The organism is Xylella fastidiosa (assembly GCF_011801475.1).
GTDB lineage: Bacteria > Pseudomonadota > Gammaproteobacteria > Xanthomonadales > Xanthomonadaceae > Xylella > Xylella fastidiosa.
The window spans coordinates 16,731-38,711 of the sequence record NZ_CP044352.1; the positions used below are offsets into that span (position 1 = coordinate 16,731).

The window sequence follows — 21,981 nt, forward strand, 5'->3', positions numbered from 1 at the left end:
TTCGGTGCAATTGAGCTGTTCACTAAAACAGCGCCGCCGCTGTACTGCGATGTCATCCATGTGTAGCGATATTGATCGCTTGCAGCATGGGCGAAATGACGGGTGTGACCGCATAATGACCCTCCAAACTTCGGTACATCCGCTGTGTTGTGTGTCTGGTGCGACCTTTTCTTTTCTTTCACTTCAGATTGCTATGAGCCATTTCGACCGCGTCCGCGATTACCTGACTGCCCTACAAGATCGTATTTGCAATGTGGTCGAGACCATCGATGGTCAATCGCATTTTCACCAAGACCACTGGCAGCGTACGGAAGGGGGGGGGGACGTACCCGTCTCTTGCGTGATGGTGCCGTCTTTGAACAGGCAGCTATTGGCTTCTCCGATGTCTGCGGTACACATTTACCACCATCGGCCAGCGTGCGCCGTCCTGAACTGGCTGGTGCCAATTGGCGTGCCTGTGGCGTGTCACTGGTATTCCATCCCAAAAATCCTTTCGTCCCTACCACGCATCTCAATGTGCGCTATTTTCGTGCTGAGCGTGAGGGCAAACAAGTTGCTGCTTGGTTTGGCGGTGGTTTTGACCTCACCCCGTTTTATCCCTTTGATGAAGATGTCGTGCACTGGCACACAGTTGCTCGTGACCTATGCGCCCCATTTGGCGACGAACGTTATGCAGCGCATAAACGGTGGTGTGACGAATACTTTGTACTGCGTCACCGGAATGAAACACGCGGTGTTGGCGGCTTATTCTTTGATGACCTTGATAAGGATTTTGAGCGCGACTTTGATTACCAGCGTGCGGTGGGAGATGGCTTCCTCGACGCTTATTTCCCGATTGTGACGCGTCGTCATGACACGCCCTACGGTGATCGTGAGCGTGCGTTTCAGCTGTATCGACGTGGTCGCTACGTAGAGTTCAATTTGTTATTTGATCGCGGCACATTATTCGGCTTGCAGAGTGGCGGGCGTGCTGAAAGCATTTTGATCAGTCTGCCGCCGTTGGTGCGCTGGGAATATGGTTACCACCCTTTACCAGGCAGTGCCGAGGCGCGTTTGGCTGACTATCTATTGCCGCGTGACTGGCTGGAGGAAAGTCGCATTTGCGAATGATGTCTGGACTCTGTCCAGTCCGCTGAGAATGATCGTGATCCTAGCGTCCTCCTCTGCTGATACAGCATCGTGACTAGCCTCATCATCCATTGCCTAGCTAACCCTTGGATGCGCTTCTGGTGAATCCTAAATCTGGTGTACCTCGCTGAGGATGTTGCGCGGACTCTCATAAAGAAGGCTCACTGCTTCCCAGAGCAGGCAGGCAACACTACGGGTTGAGTTTCCAATATTAGTGGAAGTATCACCTTAAGGCTGATGATGGCACATGGAATCGCTCGTACTTATTTCCCTGCTGATTGAACGATCCTTCCTGTGTTCCGTTCTGCGATGTTATTGCAGGTGCACCGCTTCAATCAGCACAACGTGGCTCCGATGAAACAAGATGGCGGTTGCAGTCATTCCACCGACCATCTTTCTATGCAACATGATCCGGTGGAATAGTCGTTGCCCTCTGCCCATACAGTGGCTGCCTGCAATCAGATAGAACATGGTCGATCTGATTGCAAAGATCTTGAGATCGTCATCATTTTGTCTTCACAGATACACGTGATGAAGAAGCCAGGATACATATTGCTGATTATGTTATGCCGCCCGTTTAAATACTTGGGGTAAAGGCTGGTGTATCGCCTGCGTTGTTGCGCGTGTAGTGGGATGCCTATGACACGTCTTGATCCATACTTAATCCTATGGCCTAGGAGATTGCAGCGATTCTTGGTCGGATATTTAAAACCGAAAGAGCAACGAAACGTGGAGGTGTGTCGCTGATCATTGGAATGTGAGCGCAACATTGCCCAATCCTTTTTCTCGATAAGCAAAGAATTTCACAATGCTTATCAGCTACGCCAATCAATCCATAACATGGCGGTATGCATCCAAGGTGCAGTTTTAACGTGATCTGTTGTTGTCTGAATTCTATGTGTGGTCTGAGTGCGTCTTATCGTGCGGTGAGACGCTAGGATGTAGTAATACTCCTCGCCCACCGTTTTGCGCGATTGGCACTACCGCTTCATTGAGGTCATCGTCTTTTAGTCAATGAAGCGGCTATTGTTGCGCTGCTTTCTGCTGATCCAATTATTGATTCAGTGCAACGGCAATCACTCAGCGCTCGAAGTCATGCAGCAGCGTGGTATGAGCGATCTGACCGCGTTGACGATGCAGCAGACAATGATGGAAAAGATTCCCCAGAACGAGGATTGCCATGACGACTCACCGCGCGCGCGCAGCGCGACGCCGCCTTAGCGGCACACTTTCAGAGATGCAGCGTTGATCGCAGCTATCAGAAAACAGCTCTCAGAAAAAGCGACACTTCCTCGCGGTGGTGCAGAACACGTCTAGCGGGCAGGCTGGGATGGTGTGTTTGTTTCGGAATGCCCCCGCCGAGCAATAGGGTGCGCTTTTCAGTGCTAGTGTCATCGTCCCATCATGTCGTGTCGTTTCCGATGGGTTACGGGGTGTGGTGCCACAACTGCTGTTTGTCGATCAAAAAGGGTATGTCACCAGCGATCACATGATGTGTGTGTCATTGTCTCTCTTCAAGGCAGTCGATACATTGTTGGGCAACGGCAACGGCAACGGCAACGGCAACGGCAACGGCAACGGCAACGGCAACGGCAACGGCAACGGCAACGCTGCGATCACAGGTGCGTATTCCCGTTGATCGGCATCGTTACCGCTCTGCTCGCGTTGCAGGGTGTGGGTGGCGGAGATTTTTCGCTAATTCGGTGCTTTATTGAGATTGTTCAAGTGGGTCAACCTATGTGCTGTGCTGTGCTGTGCTGTGCTCGTGTCTCTGCGTGAAGCTAGGTTAGGAGCACGTCGTGGTGCTTAAAGAGAGTTGTTATTCATCCACGCTACGTTTTTATCTTGTTGAGGTTGTAGGCCTTTTGCTTGAGCAAAGTGTCAAGTTGAGTGACGCTGTCTGATAGCAATAGCAAAATTTGTATGCAAATATCAGTCAGAAGTTGCTTGGCATATCGCTGTGCTCCCTTCTAGCATCTGTCTCGTTTTGTAGGTGGTGTTCAGATGATCCAATCAGTTTTAATGAGCGTTCTGTTGGCATTACCAGGTTGATGTATATGGCTTGAGTAAGACATTCATCGCTGGTCTTGAACCGCGCGCTGTTCTTGGTAAAGGGATGTTATACCTATGGGTTAGGTATTTGGTTCTTAGAGTAAAAAATACTGGCGTCCGAAAGACGGTTGGTACTTCTAAGAAGTGTTCCAGCTATAGGAGATCAATAAGGTGTGCAAGACACCGTTTGATCTATGTGCTGTCGAGTGTGACATGCCTCGTCACTTTGGGTTGCCATTGTGTAGTTGTGGTGTGTGTCTTTGCCAAGCTTGCCGTAAAACGCGTCCGGTATTGAAGAGTGGCGCTGTAATCAGATCATTCCGTCGTTCCGTGTCTTGTGTCCAGGTCTCAGTTCCAGGCAATGAGCATTCAAAATAAGCCGGTTAATCTGAGGCAACAGTGAGGTTTCAAAATGGCACGGCGTTGACTTCTTCTGTTGAGTGCGATGCGCTTGGTTTGAAGTATCCAGTGTCAGTCAGAAGGTGTTGGAAGCGCGAGTTATAGATAACGGTTTTTCAGTGCTAAAAAGGCGTTCACTGATGATGATCGGGTCTAGTGATAGTAGTTATACAGCGTGTTTGTTGCATGAAACGATCATCATTTAAGTGTTTGGTGGGCCCAGCAGGACTTGAACCTGCAACCAACGGATTATGAGTCCGCTGCTCTAACCAATTGAGCTATAGGCCCTTAATTTTTTAGGGAGCATGGGGATCGCCCCGGATGAACTCTACTTCGCTGCCTATTTTAACCAATGGCGTGACAGTTTTTTCTATTTTCGGCAGGTATTCTAGTGTGGTGGTTCATGTGGTTATCCAGGGGTCCTATTGCCCTGGTCTCATACGTCATGAAAGTGTCGCTAAGGTGTGTTGTACTTATCATGATGGTATGTCATTGAGTCATCTATTGATTGAGCTATTCGGTGTACTGGTGATTACGCATGTTGGCCGCTATCTGTTTTTTTATTATTCTTTTTGTTTAAGACTTATAGGATATGAATTTACGGCATTATTTTGTTAGGGAAGTGCAAACATTGCTGCATCTGATATGAGCTAAATAAGAAAAAATGATGTTACAGAACCTTAGCATAGTCTTGGGATATTGGATTTCTTTACGATGGTTTTCAGAGCTAGGTGTTGAAGTCATTTCCTAATATCTTTTCTTCCTCCTTACTCAGGAGCCCATCTGGGCCATATGTTTCTATACATGAAAAGCATCTTCAATCTCATTTTTTGGATCTACCGGGTATAGGCATCTTTTAAGAACATCTATTGCAGTAAGCCACCAATGAGTGGGCGGCATAACATCATTTGCTCGCATCGGAATGCATAGATTGGAACAATCTGGATGTTCTAAGGTTAATGACACACGGTGCTGATGTGGCTGGATGCTGGGACATATAAATGTTTGATTTTTAGGTGTCGATGACAGAGAAGTTAGTTTAAGAAAGCTGGAAAAAATGCGCGTGATACGCGCTGTTATTGGGTTTTTGATGTTTTGTTAGCTGTAGTGGTCGTTGGTAGAGTCTGTCTGACGCGTACGGCCTGAGCGAGCTGTTCTAACATTGCAACCGAGGTATCCCAGTCGATGCAAGCATCGGTAATGCTCTGTCCATAGTTAAGTGTGTTTCCAAGGACTAATTCTTGCCGGCCACCAACAATGTGGCTTTCAATCATGACACCGATGATGCGGCGTTCACCGGCTTTAAGCTGTTCTACGATGTTCTCGATCACCTTAGGTTGATTGTTTGGATTTTTGCCGCTATTGGCATGGCTCGCATCAATCATCAGTCGCACCGGTAGCTTGGATTTAAGCAATGTTTGGCTGGCAGCTTCGACATTGATTGCGTCGTAATTCGGGACCTTGCCTCCACGCAGAATCACGTGACAATCGGGGTTACCCTGGGTGGCGACGACTGCGGCAACACCTGTCTTTGTCACTGAAAGGAAATGGTGCGGATGCGAAGCTGCTTTAATCGCGTCAGCAGCAATCTTCACATCACCACTGGTACTGTTTTTAAAGCCAATCGGGCACGATAAACCTGAAGCCATTTCACGGTGTATTTGGCTTTCAGTGGTGCGAGCACCAATGGCACCCCAGGCGACTAAGTCAGCCAGATATTGCGGCGAAATCGTGTCTAGAAATTCCACACCAGCGGGTAAGCCGAGATGATTGATATCGCGCAGCAGGTTGCGCGCGATATGCAAGCCCTTATTGATCTGGAAGCTGCCATCAAGATCCGGATCGTTGACCAATCCTTTCCAACCAATAGTGGTGCGCGGTTTCTGAAAGTAAACTCGCATCACGATTTCTAGTGCATCCTTGTACATCTCACGCAATGGGCGTAGACGTTGCGAGTAATCAATGGCTGCAATTGGATCATGGATTGAGCATGGGCCTATCACGACGGCTAAACGGTCATTGTGGCCGTGCAGGATATCGTGCAGTGCGTTGCGTGAGGTCGCAACAGTCAGCGATGCCTGCTCATCGCATGGTAGTTGTAAGAGGAGCTTGTTAGGAGGTGTCAGTGGTTCAATTTTTCGGATACGGAGGTCGTCGGTAAATGGTGGCATGGGATGTAATCTCAGAACATTTAGACATAGACCAAGCGGAGGAGACAATAAAAAAGCCGCCAAACACATTGGCGGCTTTCGAGGATGCGGGTGAAGTTTCCTTCAGAGAGTACGCAGCCCTTGCTTCGCCAATGGTATTGAAGAAGCGTAGTACCAAAAATAAAAAACGTTGCAATTAAAGCGCATGGATTCATTAATAGCACGCTCATACAACATCTACCACTGTTTCATTCGTAACTCTATTTCTAGGTAGCAAGGATACCAAGAGAATTTGAGTTCAAATGACAATCGCTTGGTGCGTATTACTCAGGCCATCAGCATCAGTATCCAGATGCAACAATATGTGTATGAAGAGCACCTATTGTTTGGTGTGAGAACGATATGAGTAAAGTTTGTGCAGCAATGGAAGGTAGTAGATCTATGGCGGTTACGATTGTCCTATAAGTCACACGAATACGGTGTGATGCGTTCCATACAGCTGTCCCTATATCTCCTGGATGTTCATGTTTTGAATGGGTAAAACGTCGATATCATGATGGAAGGGACCTTGCAAAAAGGTCGAATAGAAGAGGCAAAGCCTTTTATTAGTTGTTTTCCATCGGTAAATCAAAGGTGTTGATGACCCGATGTGGTCGAATGTCCGTAAGAGCGACTCTATTTTTCATGGAAATATTTACTCTGATAGCGATCAGAGTAAATGTATTGAGGTAACGGGTTTATTGTTTGAGCAGCAATTAATGCTGCAACTCGCCCAAGATCAGATCTCTATACAACAGCAGTCAGACTGCGCAGCAGCCCATGCAGTGCTGACCTGAAATGTCGATGAGGTATTGCTCATCAGATTCTATTGACATGCGTATAACGCGAATACGTGAAGATAGTTCCTACATTGCCGAGTCATCAATGATGGAAGCGGAACGAAGGAGGTCTCAAAGGAAAGCTAGGCGGTCTGGATTTAATGGAAGTGAACCACCAGCACTCGTTCAAGCCCTTGCCGTGGACGGTATCCACGGGCGGTTGCGGCATCATTTGACACTGCATATTGGTTTTTGGAGTGCTGTGTAAACACGTTTTTATCAATAGTTGCAATTACGCATAAAATTCAATTGATCTGCATTGTGAAATAATTGTGATATAAATCCAATTTTTTCGTGGCATATGTATCTAAATATGAGCCAATGGAAGTTGACCCCACATGCGCCTTCGTATGGTTTCAGCACGGTGGAATTAATGGTGACAATTGCCATCCTGGCAATTCTTGCGGGCCTTGCTTATCCCAGCTTTATGAATCTGATTAATGGTGAGCGCTTGACCAGCAGTGCCAACGAGTTAGTTGCTTCTTTGCAACTTGCCAGGACAGAAGCAATCCGCCTCGGTTCTCCCGTTACTGTGTGTCGCAGTGACGACGGCAGAACTTGTCGTACTGGGGGGCCTTGGCAACGCTGGGTCACCGTGGCCAAGGGAAGGAATAACATCATCAGGGTAAACGATGCGATACCCAACGTTACTGTGCAAGGCAGCCCGAGAATCACCAGTTTAAGCGACCAAATTGTTTTCAGACCGGATGGGCTGGCGCGTGACGTTAGCGGCGCATTGCTGACGGCGCAATTGTCGCTATGTATGCCCAACACACGGATGGCTAACAACCTTCGTTTTGTCAGCATCAATGGCGGCAGCCGGATCCGCGTCTCTCCCGGAGCTACAGCCCCATGTTCTCAGCCTAACGACGAATAAAACACTGTTATGTCCATCGCAAGCAAAAAAGCCGTTGCCGGCGTTAGTTTGATCGAAGTGCTGATTTCGGTATTTATTCTCGCCGTTGGCATGCTAGGCGTTGCGGCAATGCAAGTCATGGCGTTACGCAACAATGATAGTGCTCTGCAGCGTAGCCATGCAGTGATTCAGTCGTACGCGATTCTTGAAGCAATGCGCGCCAATCGCAGCGAAGCGATCAAAGGCAGTTACAACACCAATGGAATGGTTTGTACTGCGCCGCAAGCGAACAGCCTGGTCGATGTTGATCGTCGTGATTGGATAAGCAACCTTAAGGCGGCGCTCGGTAATTCTGAAAGAACCTGTGGTTCGATCTCTTGTGATGCCGCCAATACATGCACGATCCAGGTGCAATGGGACGAGACTCGTGCGAGTGATAAAAGGTCCCCAGCCGGTCAGCTTGTCTCTTCCACGCAGACTCAAATTTTTGAAGTGAGGAGTAAACTGTGAACCGTCGGTTTGCCCTGCAACGCCTCCAGCGTGGTTTCAATCTAATTGAATTGATGATCACATTGGTTCTTGGCCTGCTGGTCGTCCTCGCTGCCATTTCAATGTTTATATCCAGTCGTCGGCTTTATACGACGACGGAGAATATGAGCCGCCTCCAGGAGTCGGCGCGTGTGGCGTTTGAACTCATGGCACGTGATCTACGCGAGGCCGGTGGTAATGCCTGCGACAACACCCTACCCGTTGTTAATGTACTCAGAGATTCCGCCACAGAATGGTCGCGTAATTGGAATGTACCTCTCATCGGTTTTGATGGTGGTACCCTGACTCAAGGCGTCAGAGGAACAGACGCAATCCGCATTCTGTCTGCCGGGACCAGCGGAGGTACAGTTAAAAGTCACGATCCGGTAAACAATACAATGACCCTTTATACGCAAGCCGCCGACTTGCATACCAACGGGATCATGATGGTGTGCGATCCTCAGCAGCTTTCAATATTCCAGGCCAGTAACGTTGCTGGAACCACTGTCAGTTATGGCAATGGTGCATTGAATTCCTGCACTCACTTTGGTCGTTTGCCATCAGTGTGCAATGCGAATCCACCCAATTATCAGCACCAAGCCAATTCGATCATCACCGAATTGCGTGCAGTGCAGTGGTATGTCAGAACGAATGAGCGTGGCGGAACCTCCCTTTTTCAGGAGATTCGCGGTCCTAATGGTGCGATTGCATTGGGCGAAGTCGCGGAATCTATCAGCGCGATGCAAATTACATACTTATTAAGAGGTGCTACAAGTTATGTCAGCGCCGCTCAAGTATCGGAATGGAAAAATGTCATTGCGGTTAGAGTTGCCTTGACGATCCAGACGACCGACAGAGTGGGTGTTGATAACAACGTCGTGTCACGCACCCTCACCTCCGTCACCAGCTTACGGAACAGAAATTTATGAGGATGACTCACCTCGGGCCGTACAGACAGCGTGGCATCTCTTTAATTGTCATACTACTGCTGCTGCTGGTAATGACGTTGATTGGTTTAGCTGTTCTGCGCACGACGTTACTTCAAGAACGTATGAGCGCTAACCTCCGTGATCGCAGTTTGAGTTTTCAAGCTGCAGAAGCAGCGCTTCGCGATGCTGAGGAGTTCATCAATAGAGAATGCTAAAGGAAAAGTGGCCGGGTTCAATTGTACGGCAGCGGGAAGCCAATGTCCGGCGATTCCGGAGAATACTTATACTGGAAATCTATCATCTGGGTGTAGCAGCGGCGCCGAAAATTGTTGGGTCAATGCTACTGGCAGCCAAGCAGTTACCCGCAAGATTGGACAGTATTACATCCAATACCTAGGAGAACGCGCCGGCGTCAACCAAGAGCCATTGGGTGCAGGTTCCAGCGCTAGCCAAAGTCAATATGGCGCTGCCGAGGAAATCTCTGCGGAAAAGTATTACCGCATCATTGCCCGAAGCAGCGATCCGTCTAGCAATGATGAGCGCGCGTTCGTTGTCCTGCAAACGGCTGTCATCATTAATTAATTGGATTTCTTCAAGATATCGAAATGAAAAAAACAGTGTTTAATCCGGCCTTGAATCGAGCGGCTGCGATATTGATCGGCACGCTCGTAGGTATCAGCGGTGTGGTACATGCGAGTGTGGATATCTCTTCGTCCCCATTGCATGGCGGAAAGGATGTGCCTGGTAACCTTGCCATTCTTGCGTCTGTCGAATTTCCCACTTTGATCAGCGTGGCTAATCTGGCCGACACCTACACCCCAGGGGTGAGGTATGTCGGCTACTTCGATTCCAACAAGTGCTACAAATACCACTACAGCTCTCGGGAGCTGGATCGTTACTTCTATCCCGTTGCTTCTCCAAGGCCTCAAGCCAATTACGGTTGCAATACTACAGGCGGGGTGTGGGCTGGGAATTTTCTGAATTGGGCCGCCACCCAGACGATTGATCCATTTCGCTCCGCATTGACTGGTGGCTATCGTGTGCGCGACACCGTCAGCGAGACCATCTTGGAAAAAGCAGTGATGGATCGTGATTCTCAGGAAAATTTCCCGCGTCGTAATGTCGCAGGCCGCAATGTGCTGGCTACTTTAGTGCCTACGCAGTGGAACAACTTCCGTATCCGTATTGATGGTCTCGGCAACAGAATGCGGTTTACTCAGTTTTCCAGTTTATGGACAGATCCTTTAAACACAGAGGGCCAACCTTACGATTCTTCCAGGCATCCATTAAACAGAAATGATAGAGGCGTTTATGAAGTGAGCGTCCGAGTCAAAGTGTGTGATCCATCTGCGGGCCTGGAGTCTAATTGTGTCGCCTATCCCAGAGGCTCCTACAAACCCGAGGGGCTGATCCAGGAATATTCCAAGCGCATTCGGTACAGCGTCTTTGGCTATAAAAATGACCACAGCTACTTGATTGATGGTGGTGTCCTGCGTGCCCGCCAGAAGTTTGTTGGACCCCAAACCCACTATCCGGAGCAAGGGAAGAAAACTAATTCCCATGCCGAATGGGATCCGCAAACCGGCATTCTCTATGACAACCCTGATCCTGAGGATGCTGCGGCGACCACCCGGCGTGTGGGCCGTACCATTGCTAATTCCGGCGTCATCAACTATTTGAACAAGTCCGGTCAAATGGACACGGGTAGGATTTCAAAGATTTACGATCCTGTCAGTGAGCTTTACTACACGGCATACCGTTATTTTAAACGCCTGGGCAATGTCCCGGAATATTCGGTATTGACGGGTTCTGTGAATGAAAAGTACCAGCAGGCCGATGCGTTTCCGGTGATTACCGATTGGGATGACCCGATTCGTTATGCCTGCCAGAGCAATGTTGTGTTGGGTATTGGAGATACCCACACCAATCAGGATAAGAATCTGCCTGGGAATACCAACACAATGGAAGAGCCTTCCAAACCCCAAACGGTCAGAAATGACAGAAGCATTGACGTGGTCAAGCGCATGGCGCAGATCTTCCGGATGGAAGGCATGAGACAGCAGGATGCCATGACCTCGGCTGTGGCACCTAAATTCAATTTTCACAGATACAACTCAGCCTACATTGCCGCTCTGGCCTACGATGCCCATACCAAGGACATGCGTCCTGATCTTGAAGGGGATCAGCTGCTCACAACACATTGGGTGGATGTGGTGGAAGCGGGAGATTACAAAATTCCAATATCAACCAACCAATACTGGTTGGCCGCGAAATATGGCGGATTTCAAGTGCCTGCCGGTTACGATCCGGATAAGACAGTTAACCCCCTGTCTGAGGCGACTTGGTGGACCAACGGCGAGTACGTCAATAACGATCTTAAGGCCAATGCCAAGCGGGCGGACAATTTCTACGTTGCCGCCGACGCGGAAAAGATGGTAGCCAGCCTCAAGCATGCTTTCTCGCGCATCGTTGCCGAGATCAAGGGGGCAGGGACGGGACTGTCTAGCAACAGCGCTAGACTTGAAACTGGTGCGGTTACCTACCAGGCACAATTTTTCAGTGGCACCTGGCGTGGTGATCTGATCGCCTATCACGTAGATAAAGTGACCGGCGCGCTCACCCCATTTTGGAACGCCAACTTCCCGGCATGGGAACAGCGTGTTATCAAGTTTGCCAATGCCACCACACTGCAAGACTTCACCAAAAAAAATCTAGGCCAAACCGCGCTGGCATCGGCGAGTGCGCAGCAGATTAATTACCTGCGTGGTGATCGCAGCCAGGAAGGCAATGTGCCCGGCAAACTCCGCATCCGCAGCGGCATCATGGGAGATATTGTCAACTCCCAACCGCTCTATGTTGGTGCCCCCAATGGACGGCTGTACACAACTGCGAACTTCACTGGGGCCAGCGCCTATGCCGCGTTCGCCGCCCAGCAGGCCAACCGGGTGCCGGTGGTTTACGTGGGTGCCAATGACGGCATGTTGCATGCCTTTGATGCCAATACCGGTAAAGAAATATTTGCATTTGTGCCTCGTGCGGCCATGCCCAAATTGCTGGAGTACACCGATCAGAACTACGGACACCAGTACTACGTGGATGGTGAACTGACCGCCGCTGATATTTACGATACCAAGTTGGGGTGGCGTTCGGTGCTGGTGGGGACGTTGGGTCGAGGCGGCAAAGGTCTGTTTGCCTTGGATGTGACCGACCCTTCCAATATTCGTTTGCTGTGGGACAAAACGTCCGCGGATATTGGCGGCTTGGGGAATACCTTGAGCAAACCGATGATTGCGCAGACCTCCGATGGCACCTGGTCGGTATTGCTTGGCAATGGTCCCAACAGCACTGCGGATAACGCGCAACTGATCGTGATGAATCTGTTGACCGGTCATGCAGCCCAAGTGCCCGTTAGCAAGACCTCAAACAATGGACTGTCTGGTGTATTTCCCTGGTCCAGCCAGAGCAACGGCATTACGGATCGCGTGTATGCCGGGGACCTGCTGGGCACGTTGTGGCGCTTTACTTTTAGCGATAACGCTTGGAAGGTGGCCCCGCTGTTCACTGCCACGTATCAAGGGAAGGCGCAGCCGATCAGCGCAACTCCGCTGGGGGCCATTGAGCGCTCCACGGGGCGGATGTGGATTTTCTTTGGGACAGGGCGTGCGTTGTCTTCGCATGATATGGATAACAAGGAGGTACAGAGCTGGTATGGCCTGATTGACCAGGGAACGACGATTCCTGGGCGTACTAGGCTGAGCCAGGTACAGATTGTTGATGAGGGTGTAGTTAATGGGTATGCCGTGCGTACGGTTTCTGATCCTAAGAATATAGGTACTGATGGCTGGTATATGGATCTGATTTCGCCGAAATCCGGTAAGCAGGGAGAACGGATGATTGTGTCCAACATGTTCCGTGGAGCGGCGTTGATCGGGACCACTCGTATTCCGGATAACAGCGACATTTGCAAGCTCAGCGGCAGTGGGTTTGTCATGGCGATCAACCCATTCACTGGTGGCCGGTTGGGTCAATGGTTTTTTGATCTCAACACTGGTGGTGGCAGTGGTGGTGCGTTGAATGGTAATCCAGTGTCTGGTGTGGGTGTGAGCAGTGCGCCGAATAGCCCGGTATTTACCGGCAATATCATGCAAATAGGAGCGGATGACGGTACGGTTACGTCGTTGAAGACGCCCTCCAGCGGAGGCCTTAATATAAACCGTGTGTCATGGCGTGAAATCTTGAGGACTGAGTAACGATGTTCGTGAATGATGTAACTTCCATGATTAAAAACAAAAAACAAAACGGCTTCACTTTGATAGAAGTGATGATTGTGGTGGTGATCGTGGCTATCTTGGCAGCGGTTGCTATGACCAGCTACCAAGGGAGCATTCTCAGAACCCGTCGCTCAGCGGCTCAAGCCTGCTTACAACAACAAGCACAATTTATAGAGCGTTATTACACAACCCATATGACGTACCTTGGGGTGGAAACATCCGCGCCAACATGCGATCCCAGCGCCAATCTTGATAACTTTTACCGTTTCACTGTAACTGCGCAGGCAAGCACGTTCATGCTGACAGCAGATCCCCTGGGAGCACAGGCTGGGGATCACTGTGGCAGGCTCACACTTTCAAACACTGGGGAGCGCACCCCGCGTGTTGACGGTTGTTGGTGAGGTGATCTGATGTTTGGAGTGCTTGGGCTGTATACATCCAGCATTGAGGAAGCGCGGGAGCGCGCACCGGGGATAACCAAGAAGCACACGGTGTGCTGGTTCCAGTGCCATCCAAAATCGCGATCTCGCTACCGAAGAAACGTCCTCGGACAATGAGGATCGCATCCTCCCCCGCAATAGCAATCCATCTAGAAGTAAGAGGCGCGGGTTCGTTGTTCTAATCAACGGCTTTCATCATCAACCAATGTGATTTCCCCGAAGATTGGCATCAAAGCGCGGATTGAAGTTTAGTACGCAGTAGGTATGTACACGGTTGTGCAGTGCTGTGATTGAACAAAAGCGATTGCTAACATCATGTGGTGAACGTGTTGCTTCTTTAAGACCGTAGGCCTGTATGGCAACACGTTTGCGTAGGACATGGCGTCAGATTTTATGTTGATGGCTCAGTGAGTGCCGTCATGATTTCTGTTTGCATAGCCTCTGCTGCCGCTTGCGGATCCTGCGCCATTCGGATTGGGCGTCCCACCACAATCGCATCTGCACCGTTGGCAAAAGCAGCCTTGATGCCTATCGTGCGTTGTTGGTCATTGTGAGGCACATGGTTTGTGCGAATGCCTGGGCAAACGATTGAGAAACCAGAGCCGATGGCGTGGCGGATTGCTGCTGCTTCCTGTCCAGAAGCAATCACACCGCTCATCCCCGCCATGTGGGCGGCTAATGCACGTTCAACCACGACATCAACGGGTTCGCGGTTGATACCCATCTTCGCTAAATCTTCACGTGTCATCGATGTCAGCACGGTAACTGCCAGTAAATGCATGTTGCTCGTATTGGCTTCGGTCGCCGCTTGCATCATGGGCGCGTGCCAGCCATGGATTGTGCAATAGCTGATGGGCCACTGCGAAAGACGACGGATGACTCCTGCGACTGTAGCGGGGATGTCGAAGAATTTTAGGTCGACGAAGACACGTTTGCCACGCGAAGCCAAGTCGTCGAGTACCTGGAAATATTCGCCGGAAGCCAACAATTCCATGCCGATCTTATAGAAGGAGATGGCATCACCCAATTGGTCGATCCATTCCAATGCTTGCGTTCGACTGGGTACGTCTAGTGCGAAGATCAACCGCTCGCGGATCCCCAGTAATAACGGCGTGTGATTCATCATGGTCGATCCAATGTGAAATGTTTCTCTGCATCATAAAACCGATCGTGCCCGGTTGCTGTTGGTGTGGAACCAGGCTATCTGTCAATTGTCGTTATTAACGTTCAACTGCATTTAGAAGGGTATTTTGAATCGGTGGCTATGGTGCTGCATCCGTATGCTTTCCTGTTGCGTCTATTTAAAAATGTGGCCGAGTGTAGCAATAAATAAATACGTGATCAGTGTGATTGAACAGCATTTTTTATTGCTTTAGATATTCCTGTTGTAGCATCACGTTGTGAGTGTTACTGCTTTCGATTCTGATCGAAAATGAAATCATTACATCTGAAAAATCATTTTTGTTGATCCGAAAACAGGTGCTCCACAATCACTGGAAGTCACCATTCAATGACGGAATGTATTACTCGCAGCATTGAATAAAAATTCGATCGATTCAGTCATCACTATGCAAAAAACTAGTATTCGAATGCTGGTGTCTATGCGCAGCAATAATCAGCAGAATCATCAATTGATAACCACCTGATTACGGAACTTTAAAAACATTTTGAACCCCCGTACTCCAGATCATGCTATTTAAGAATGATGCTAGTGCAGTGGCCGTGTGATTACATTATGTTTTTACTTCGGGTCGAAAATGATCTGTGTCGTCAGCTGTCGATGATGTTCCGTGACTGCGTGCATTGATTCTACTTGCCAATAAGGTGATGTCAGTGGTGCCAATGTATCGTGGAATGAGCGATTGCAGTTAAATATTATGTGCCGATTTAACAGGAGTCACTGCATTCTTGGAGGATCTCAGTTTTTTAGAATGTCTCTTGCGTCGTGAGTGGGAAGATCCGAGTATTCATGCTGAGTAGTGTCGTGGGCAAATTGAGCGTCTCCAAATGATTTATGTGGGTACTGTCTACTTTGGCGTGTGACCAAGGGCAAGCCACAGTATTGATGCGGTTTTTATGTATTTTTATGCCTGTTAAAGAATTCAAACTTGAGGCTGGGCGGGCCTTGGGTGATGTTTGTTAGATAGAAATTAGCCTTGCTGCCTTGTTACGATGCAACCGTTTGGGCGTACTGCGTAACTGTGCGGGGGCCTAAGTATTTTCTCCTTCGTTTTCAGTGAGTACCCACCGTGCCCTTATTTACAGATGTGGAATTGGTTCCGGGTGATCCCATTCTGAGCCTCAACGATGCTTATAACGCCGATACGCGTACCAACAAGGTCAATTTGGGTATTGGTATTTATTGTGACGAGAGCGGTTGTATCCCGCTGTTGCGGGCTGTCCAGCAGGTTGAAGAGCAACTTGCGAAGCATCCGAAACCGCGCGGTTATCTGCCGATTGATGGTTTGCCAGCCTATATCAAAGCCACACAACAATTGTTGTTTGGAGTTGACTCCCTCTTGTTGACGGCTGGCCGTGTGGCGACTTCACAGACTGTTGGAGGTTCTGGTGCATTGCGGGTGGCTGCTGAGGTACTGAAGCAGGTGCTACCGCATGCCACTGTGGCCATTAGCCGTCCAAGCTGGGAGAACCACCGTGCTTTGTTCACCGCTGCTGGCTTCAAGATTGAGGACTATACCTATTTCGATACGCTCGGCCACGCGGTGGACTTTACTGGAATGGTGGCGGACTTGGCGAAGCTGCAACCAAAGACCGTGGTATTACTTCATGGTTGCTGTCATAACCCAACGGGTGCCGATCTCAGCAGGGATCAGTGGAAGCAGCTTGTTGCCTTGTTCCAGGAACGTCAATTGCTGCCATGTATCGATCTGGCTTACCAAGGATTCAATCAGGGCATTGATGCGGATGCTTATGCCATACGTTTGCTTGCCGAAGAAGGTATTAGTAACTATGTAGTTGCCAACTCGTACTCCAAATCGTTCTCGTTGTATGGCGAGCGTGTTGGAGGGCTGTCGATCGTTGCTTCCAATACTGAGCAAGCCCAAGCAATCCAGTCACAAGTAAAGCGTATCATCCGTACGATTTATTCCAGTCCGCCGGCACACGGTGCCTACTTGGTCGCGGGTGTGCTGAACAGTCATGAATTACGCACGCTGTGGGAGCAGGAGTTAACTCAGATGCGTGAACGTATCCACGGGTTGCGTGCGGGTTTGGTTGCTCGATTGAAGGCGCTGGGTGCGCCGGAGTTTGATTTCATACAACGTCAAGCAGGCATGTTTTCGTATTCGGGGTTGAGCAAGATCCAGGTGGATCGTTTACGCGACGAGTTCGGGATTTATGCGGTCAGTAGTGGACGTATCTGTGTGGCTGCGTTGAGTCAGCACAAATTGGAATACGTGGCCCAGGCTGTGGTGAAGGTGCATCAAGGCTGAGATGTGGTTCTGTTTTCCGGAACAGTAGGTGCCTGCATCAAGTCGTATTAGAGTCAGACATCGGCGCGCTACATCATGGAGGGTGTCTGGTGAAGCGCCATTATCGGTAGGCGTGTCTATCAATGTCGTGGTTTTGTATTGTTGGCAACATCGTTCATTTGATTTTGCGGCAAAAGTTCCACTCAGTGACGACTACGTGGTGCGTCGCACATGAGGTATGCAATTGCAATCAAGGTGCGATGTCAGCATATTGCGATTTACGCTGTTTAAGGCGTTATTGCTGGATTGGCGAACACATCAAAAGTGATTGCTCTCTTTCTCAATGAACCAAGGGCAGGTCACTGCGTGCGTGGTGATCGCTCCCGCATCCTGATCCGGAATCTCCTTGTCCGCATGTGGGACTGCCAAGCGTTGACAGGATGAGAGCCATCTTCAGGGCATGACATTCACCGTGGTGCCGGTGAGCGAGTGTTAAATACATAGATGGGGTTTGGGTGCAGCGTGTTTCGTACTTGGCTTATTGAGTGGATGTCTGCTAAGTAACGATGAAATGCGGGCTGATTGCCTTGCGCTGTGCTGCCGTATGCTTCCAGTCAATGGCATCAGTAATGTGCTGATGTGTCCGATTGCGTTGCAGTGGCAAAGGTGTAATCCGCGAAGATGTGGCTGTGCAAGTACCCGACAGCATCAATCGTGTGTTAATAGCGGTTATGGCAGGCGGTATCAGAAGAGACGCAATAGCACTCCAGGTACCTGAGGGTGCCTGGAGTGCATGTGTTCTGTACAGAACATTATTTTTTACAGCGATTCATACGTTTTACGGATTGCGTGGCTTTGCGACACTACGGCAGCAGAAGCGATGTTTTTTCGTATGCCAGCAGAATTATTTTTTCAGCGAATCGCGAATCTCGCGTAGTAGTAGCACATCTTCGCTAGGTGTTTCTGGTGGTAAGGGTTGCTTGTTAATCACCTTATTAATCATTTTGACGATGATGAAAATTGCGAAAGCAATGATGATGAATTGTAGGATCGTGTTGATGAAGTCACCGTAGCCAATCACGACGGCTGGCACCTCCTTCCCTGCTGTATCCACTGTCGCAGCTTTCAAGGTGAGGGAGAGCTTGGAGAAGTCGATCCCTCCGACCATCACACCGATGAGTGGTGAAATAATTTTATCAACCAGTGCGGTAACGATTTTTCCGAATGCTGCACCAATCACCACTGCTACGGCGAGGTCAATGACGTTGCCACGCATTACAAATTCTTTAAATTCGCGGATAAAACTCACATTTAACTCCTTATCTCCTCGCGGTCGTATCGCCGCATGTGGTGCATCGTAGCGGGTTGTCGATCAAAGCAGGATTTATGTTGTTCTCTGTCTAGGCTTGGTTTCTATCCGTTGCAGGAAGTATCCTGAGCTGCTCAGGATACTTCAAGTAGACGCAGTTGTGAGGAGGTGAGGTCCAACTGTCATCGTGATGTTTTCCAGGAAATTTAAGGTCACATAGGGTGGTTTTGCAACGTATCTTTGCAACGTATCGGATCGAGAAATCTCGTTGAGCCAGGTCAAAATACTCGTTGATCTGTGTTCGATTTGTGTTCAATACATGCCATATTATTTTTCAGCACGTTTATCACTGTAGTAGGTCCGCTGATAGTTCTTGATTTTCCCGTTTGAATTCTGGGAAAGGGTGGTTTGTTTATTGCCGTGCGTGTTTTCACACCTTGCGGTGATCAGAATCTTTGTAATGTTTTGGAGCCAGGTATTTAAGAACGTCCGCTCGTTTAGTTCCTTTAGAACAACATGGTGTGTTGCTGCAAGACATCGACGGAACACTGTTTGGGTGCTGATGTGCTCTGGTACAGCGGTGACTGGTTGTTGTCCCACTACTGTACTGTGGGCTGTGCTGGATTCCGCTGTATTGATGGCAAGCTTTGGATTGACCGCTGCTGGTGAGTGATGACACATGCTGTTTTACGTGCAGCGGTGTTGGGATTGATCATGGCAACGTTACGCCCAGTTCTATGCAACGGTGTGGCCCCTGTGTGTTGTTGCAGTCAATGTTGCAAAGAGAGGCGCCGTCATTGAACTCATTGGGCAGGTGGATTGCAGTAATAGAGTTGCGTTAGCGATTTGTCTGTTTGAGAGCGGCAACGCACGATCGTTTTTTCTTGATGGCTTAGGACTGTTGCCAATGGCGGAATATGCAATTGTTTGGTTCGCTGATGATGTGCTGTGACAATGTAAGGAGTAGTGATGACACTGACGGCTATTCAATTGATCGGCGCTCTTCTATTCGCCGTCGCCATTTTGCACACGTTTGCGACGAAGTTCTTTGAGCGTTTGAGCCATACCCATCCGACACATGCTGGGTTGTGGCATTTGCTCGGTGAAGTTGAGGTGGTGTTTGGTTTCTGGGCGTTGGTGTTGGTTGTGGCGATGTGTGTCACGGATGGGGCGCAGGCAGCGATTCAATATATAGATTCGCGCAACTTTACTGAGCCAATGTTTGTGTTTGCGATCATGGTTGTTGCGGGTACTCGCCCGATTTTGCATACCGTGTTGGCTGGGGTGCATCTGTTGGCGCGGTGGGTGCCGCTGCCAGGCAGGATGGGGTTTTATTTCACCGTGCTGACCTTCATACCGTTGCTTGGGTCGTTCATCACGGAACCGGCAGCGATGACGCTTGCTGCACTGATGCTTTCGCAGGGTGTCTTTGCGAATAAGATTCCGCCCTATCTGAAGTACGCCACGCTCGGGGTACTGTTGGTGAATATTTCTATTGGTGGCACCTTAACAGCGTTCGGGGCACCGCCGGTGTTGATGGTTGCCGCCAAATGGCAATGGGACAACAGTTTTATGCTGCAAACGTTCGGGTGGAAAGCAGTGCTGGCGATCTTTAGCAACGCTTTGGGGGCAACGTTGTTATTGCGCAACGTATTGCGGCACCTTCCCGAGACACAAGACAATGCTGCAGGTGAGGCGGTGCCGGTTATCTTGCGGGTGATCCATCTTTTGTTGCTCATTGGCATTGTTTGGTTTGCCCATTATCCGGTGGTGTTCATCGGGTTGTTTTTGTTCTTTCTGGGTGTGGCTCACGCGTATCAGGGTTACCAGGATCGTTTGATTCTGCGTGAGGGGCTTTTGGTTGCATTGTTCTTGGCAGGACTGGTGATATTGGGTGGACAGCAACAGTGGTGGTTACAACCGGTGTTGCTCGGCATGACGAGTGATCAAGTGTTTTTCGGTGCGGCAATACTCACGGCGTTTACAGACAATGCAGCGCTGACGTATCTGGGTTCTTTGGTCGCAGGGCTTTCCGATGAGTTCAAGTACGCGTTGGTTGCCGGTGCGGTCACAGGGGGTGGGTTAACGATTATGGCGAATGCACCCAATCCGGCGGGGATTGCGATTTTGCGCGTGCACTTTAAGGGGGCGTCTGTGCATCCACTGGGATTGTTGTTGGCTGCTGTGCCGCCCACGGTCATTGCTGCCTTGGCATTCAGATACCTGTGACACGGTGGTTGTTGAGAAGTTCAGGGTACATCTCATCCAGGGGGCGCAGGGGTGTTGCTCTTCTGTCGTTTTGAGAGGGATGTCTAGGTGGAAGGGGAACAAGATTGGTTCCGGTCACGCAGGAGGCGCAGGTTAGGAGGCGTATATAGCCGTTCACCTGGCGTAGTCCGTACACTGTTCGGATGAACTACAGTCACGCCTTCCACGCGGGTAACCATGCCGATGTTCTCAAACATATTGTTTTGCTCGCGTTGCTGGATGGTCTAGTGCGAAAGGAGACGCCGTTCTTTGTGCTGGATTCTCATGCCGGTCGCGGACGTTACCTGCTTTCTGCCGGGGAGAGTCGCAATACCAGGGAGGCTGAGTCTGGAGTGATGCGATTGATAGCCCGTCCGCAGCGTTTGGAGGTGATTAAGCGCTATGTGGATGTAGTGCAGGCGGACAATGTTTCACAGACACGGGCTGCAAGCACTCCCATGCATATCAGCCGTTATCCTGGTTCATCCCTACTGGCTGCGCAGGTGTGCCGTGCACAAGATCGGATGGTGTTTTGTGAGTTGCATCCCAAGGAGGCTGCGGCACTGAACGCATTGTTCGTACATGATCCCAGGGTGCGTGTGCATGCGGGGGATGGTTATGCAGCGGTGCGTGCGTTTTTACCTCCCAAGGTGGGGACACAGAGGATTGGGCGTGGCTTGGTATTTATCGATCCGCCCTACGAGGCACAGGATGCGGAGTATCCATTGGTCTTGGGTGCGCTGCGCGAGACGTTGACGCGCTGGCCGCAAGCGATCTGCGCAGTGTGGTACCCCATCAAGCAACGGCGGCGTTTGCAGCCGTTCTTCAGGAAGGCGGTGGGATTGCCGGTACGCTCGGTGTTGATCGCTGAGTTGCTGGTGCGGCTTGATGATTCGCCGCTACGTTTGAATGGCAGTGGCATGTTATTGCTTAATGTGCCCTGGCAATTCGATCAGCTTTTGGCTCCTGCATTGCCAGTGTTGAAAACCCAACTTGGCGAATCTGGCGCACGTACTCGGTTGGAGTGGCTCAAGGTGCCGCAGTGAGTGCCGCTGTTGTGGTGAGGTGTTTTGGGTTGTTTCAAGTGGATGTCTGGTGCTTAGCGATGATGCATTTGCGTTACTGTTGTCAGGTTAAAAGGCCTAGTCGATGTGATGGCCTGCGTGCAGGCTAAAGTATGTGTTTGAAAAATATCGCCCTAAGAATAGGCGATATTTTTTTGTGATTTTTGTTGCATTTCTTGTTTTTTGTCTCGATGGCACACTTTTTTGCATTATGTTTTTTCAGGGGGTGAGGGAGTGAAATACGCTTTCCATGCAGTTATGCAATGATGGTTGAGTTTAGGAGCCCTTGTGTTTGAGCT

13 protein-coding genes, 1 tRNA gene and 2 pseudogenes are annotated in these 21,981 nt (G+C 49.8%); 12 read left to right on the forward strand and 4 right to left on the reverse strand.

Annotated features, from left to right (window positions below; translation table 11 throughout):
• Positions 1-193: 193 nt before the first annotated feature.
• From hemF to F7G16_RS00080, 3 genes and pseudogenes are all read left to right on the forward strand, one after another.
• Positions 194-1,110: pseudogene (hemF, locus tag F7G16_RS00070) on the forward strand (oxygen-dependent coproporphyrinogen oxidase).
• A gap of 1,032 nt (positions 1,111-2,142) precedes the next feature.
• The gene (locus tag F7G16_RS00075; RefSeq protein ID WP_004087846.1) at positions 2,143-2,349 is read left to right on the forward strand and encodes a hypothetical protein; all 207 of its coding nucleotides are present in this window, start codon (positions 2,143-2,145) and stop codon (positions 2,347-2,349) included.
• Between the two features lie 277 nt (positions 2,350-2,626).
• On the forward strand, positions 2,627-2,767 hold the full coding sequence (locus F7G16_RS00080) for a hypothetical protein (protein ID WP_164874262.1): 141 nt from the start codon (positions 2,627-2,629) through the stop codon (positions 2,765-2,767).
• A 1,023-nt stretch (positions 2,768-3,790) separates the two neighbouring features.
• Here the strand turns inward: F7G16_RS00080 and F7G16_RS00085 are convergent.
• Together F7G16_RS00085 and F7G16_RS00090 are read right to left on the reverse strand one after the other, a co-directional pair.
• Positions 3,791-3,867, reverse strand: a tRNA-Ile gene (locus F7G16_RS00085).
• 788 nt (positions 3,868-4,655) lie between these two features.
• Positions 4,656-5,750 (reverse strand): 3-deoxy-7-phosphoheptulonate synthase, encoded by a 1,095-nt coding sequence (locus tag F7G16_RS00090; RefSeq protein ID WP_004087849.1) that lies wholly within the window; start codon positions 5,748-5,750, stop codon positions 4,656-4,658.
• Positions 5,751-6,920: 1,170 nt separating this feature from the next.
• Here F7G16_RS00090 and F7G16_RS00095 point away from each other — a divergent pair.
• The 6 genes and pseudogenes from F7G16_RS00095 (at position 6,921) to F7G16_RS00120 (ending at position 13,592) form a co-directional block, all read left to right on the forward strand.
• A complete protein-coding gene (locus tag F7G16_RS00095; protein WP_004087851.1) occupies positions 6,921-7,484 on the forward strand; it encodes a GspH/FimT family pseudopilin in 564 nt (187 codons plus the stop codon).
• A gap of 9 nt (positions 7,485-7,493) precedes the next feature.
• Positions 7,494-7,973, forward strand: a complete 480-nt coding sequence (gene pilV / locus F7G16_RS00100) for a type IV pilus modification protein PilV (protein ID WP_004087852.1) — start codon at positions 7,494-7,496, stop codon at positions 7,971-7,973.
• Entirely contained in the window at positions 7,970-8,920 is a 951-nt protein-coding gene (locus tag F7G16_RS00105; protein ID WP_011097475.1) for a PilW family protein, read from the forward strand. The genes pilV and F7G16_RS00105 overlap by 4 nt, the downstream gene beginning before the upstream one ends.
• A pseudogene (locus tag F7G16_RS00110) lies at positions 8,917-9,502 on the forward strand (pilus assembly PilX family protein). Before F7G16_RS00105 ends, F7G16_RS00110 begins: the two are co-directional and overlap by 4 nt.
• A gap of 23 nt (positions 9,503-9,525) precedes the next feature.
• Positions 9,526-13,170 (forward strand): pilus assembly protein, encoded by a 3,645-nt coding sequence (locus F7G16_RS00115; RefSeq protein WP_011097477.1) that lies wholly within the window; start codon positions 9,526-9,528, stop codon positions 13,168-13,170.
• A 2-nt stretch (positions 13,171-13,172) separates the two neighbouring features.
• Positions 13,173-13,592 (forward strand): type IV pilin protein, encoded by a 420-nt coding sequence (locus tag F7G16_RS00120; protein WP_004087096.1) that lies wholly within the window; start codon positions 13,173-13,175, stop codon positions 13,590-13,592.
• A 430-nt stretch (positions 13,593-14,022) separates the two neighbouring features.
• On the opposite strand, the gene pyrF is transcribed toward F7G16_RS00120, so the two are convergent.
• The gene (gene pyrF / locus F7G16_RS00125; RefSeq protein ID WP_011097479.1) at positions 14,023-14,757 is read right to left on the reverse strand and encodes an orotidine-5'-phosphate decarboxylase; all 735 of its coding nucleotides are present in this window, start codon (positions 14,755-14,757) and stop codon (positions 14,023-14,025) included.
• 1,123 nt (positions 14,758-15,880) lie between these two features.
• Here pyrF and F7G16_RS00130 point away from each other — a divergent pair.
• Positions 15,881-17,083 (forward strand): amino acid aminotransferase, encoded by a 1,203-nt coding sequence (locus F7G16_RS00130; RefSeq protein ID WP_004085070.1) that lies wholly within the window; start codon positions 15,881-15,883, stop codon positions 17,081-17,083.
• Positions 17,084-17,966: 883 nt separating this feature from the next.
• On the opposite strand, the gene mscL is transcribed toward F7G16_RS00130, so the two are convergent.
• Positions 17,967-18,371 (reverse strand): large-conductance mechanosensitive channel protein MscL, encoded by a 405-nt coding sequence (gene mscL, locus F7G16_RS00135; protein WP_011097480.1) that lies wholly within the window; start codon positions 18,369-18,371, stop codon positions 17,967-17,969.
• 969 nt (positions 18,372-19,340) lie between these two features.
• Here mscL and F7G16_RS00150 point away from each other — a divergent pair.
• Together F7G16_RS00150 and F7G16_RS00155 are read left to right on the forward strand one after the other, a co-directional pair.
• Positions 19,341-20,600 (forward strand): putative Na+/H+ antiporter, encoded by a 1,260-nt coding sequence (locus tag F7G16_RS00150; protein ID WP_004087107.1) that lies wholly within the window; start codon positions 19,341-19,343, stop codon positions 20,598-20,600.
• A 182-nt stretch (positions 20,601-20,782) separates the two neighbouring features.
• On the forward strand, positions 20,783-21,664 hold the full coding sequence (locus F7G16_RS00155; RefSeq protein WP_004087108.1) for a 23S rRNA (adenine(2030)-N(6))-methyltransferase RlmJ: 882 nt from the start codon (positions 20,783-20,785) through the stop codon (positions 21,662-21,664).
• The last annotated feature ends 317 nt before the right edge of the window (positions 21,665-21,981 follow it).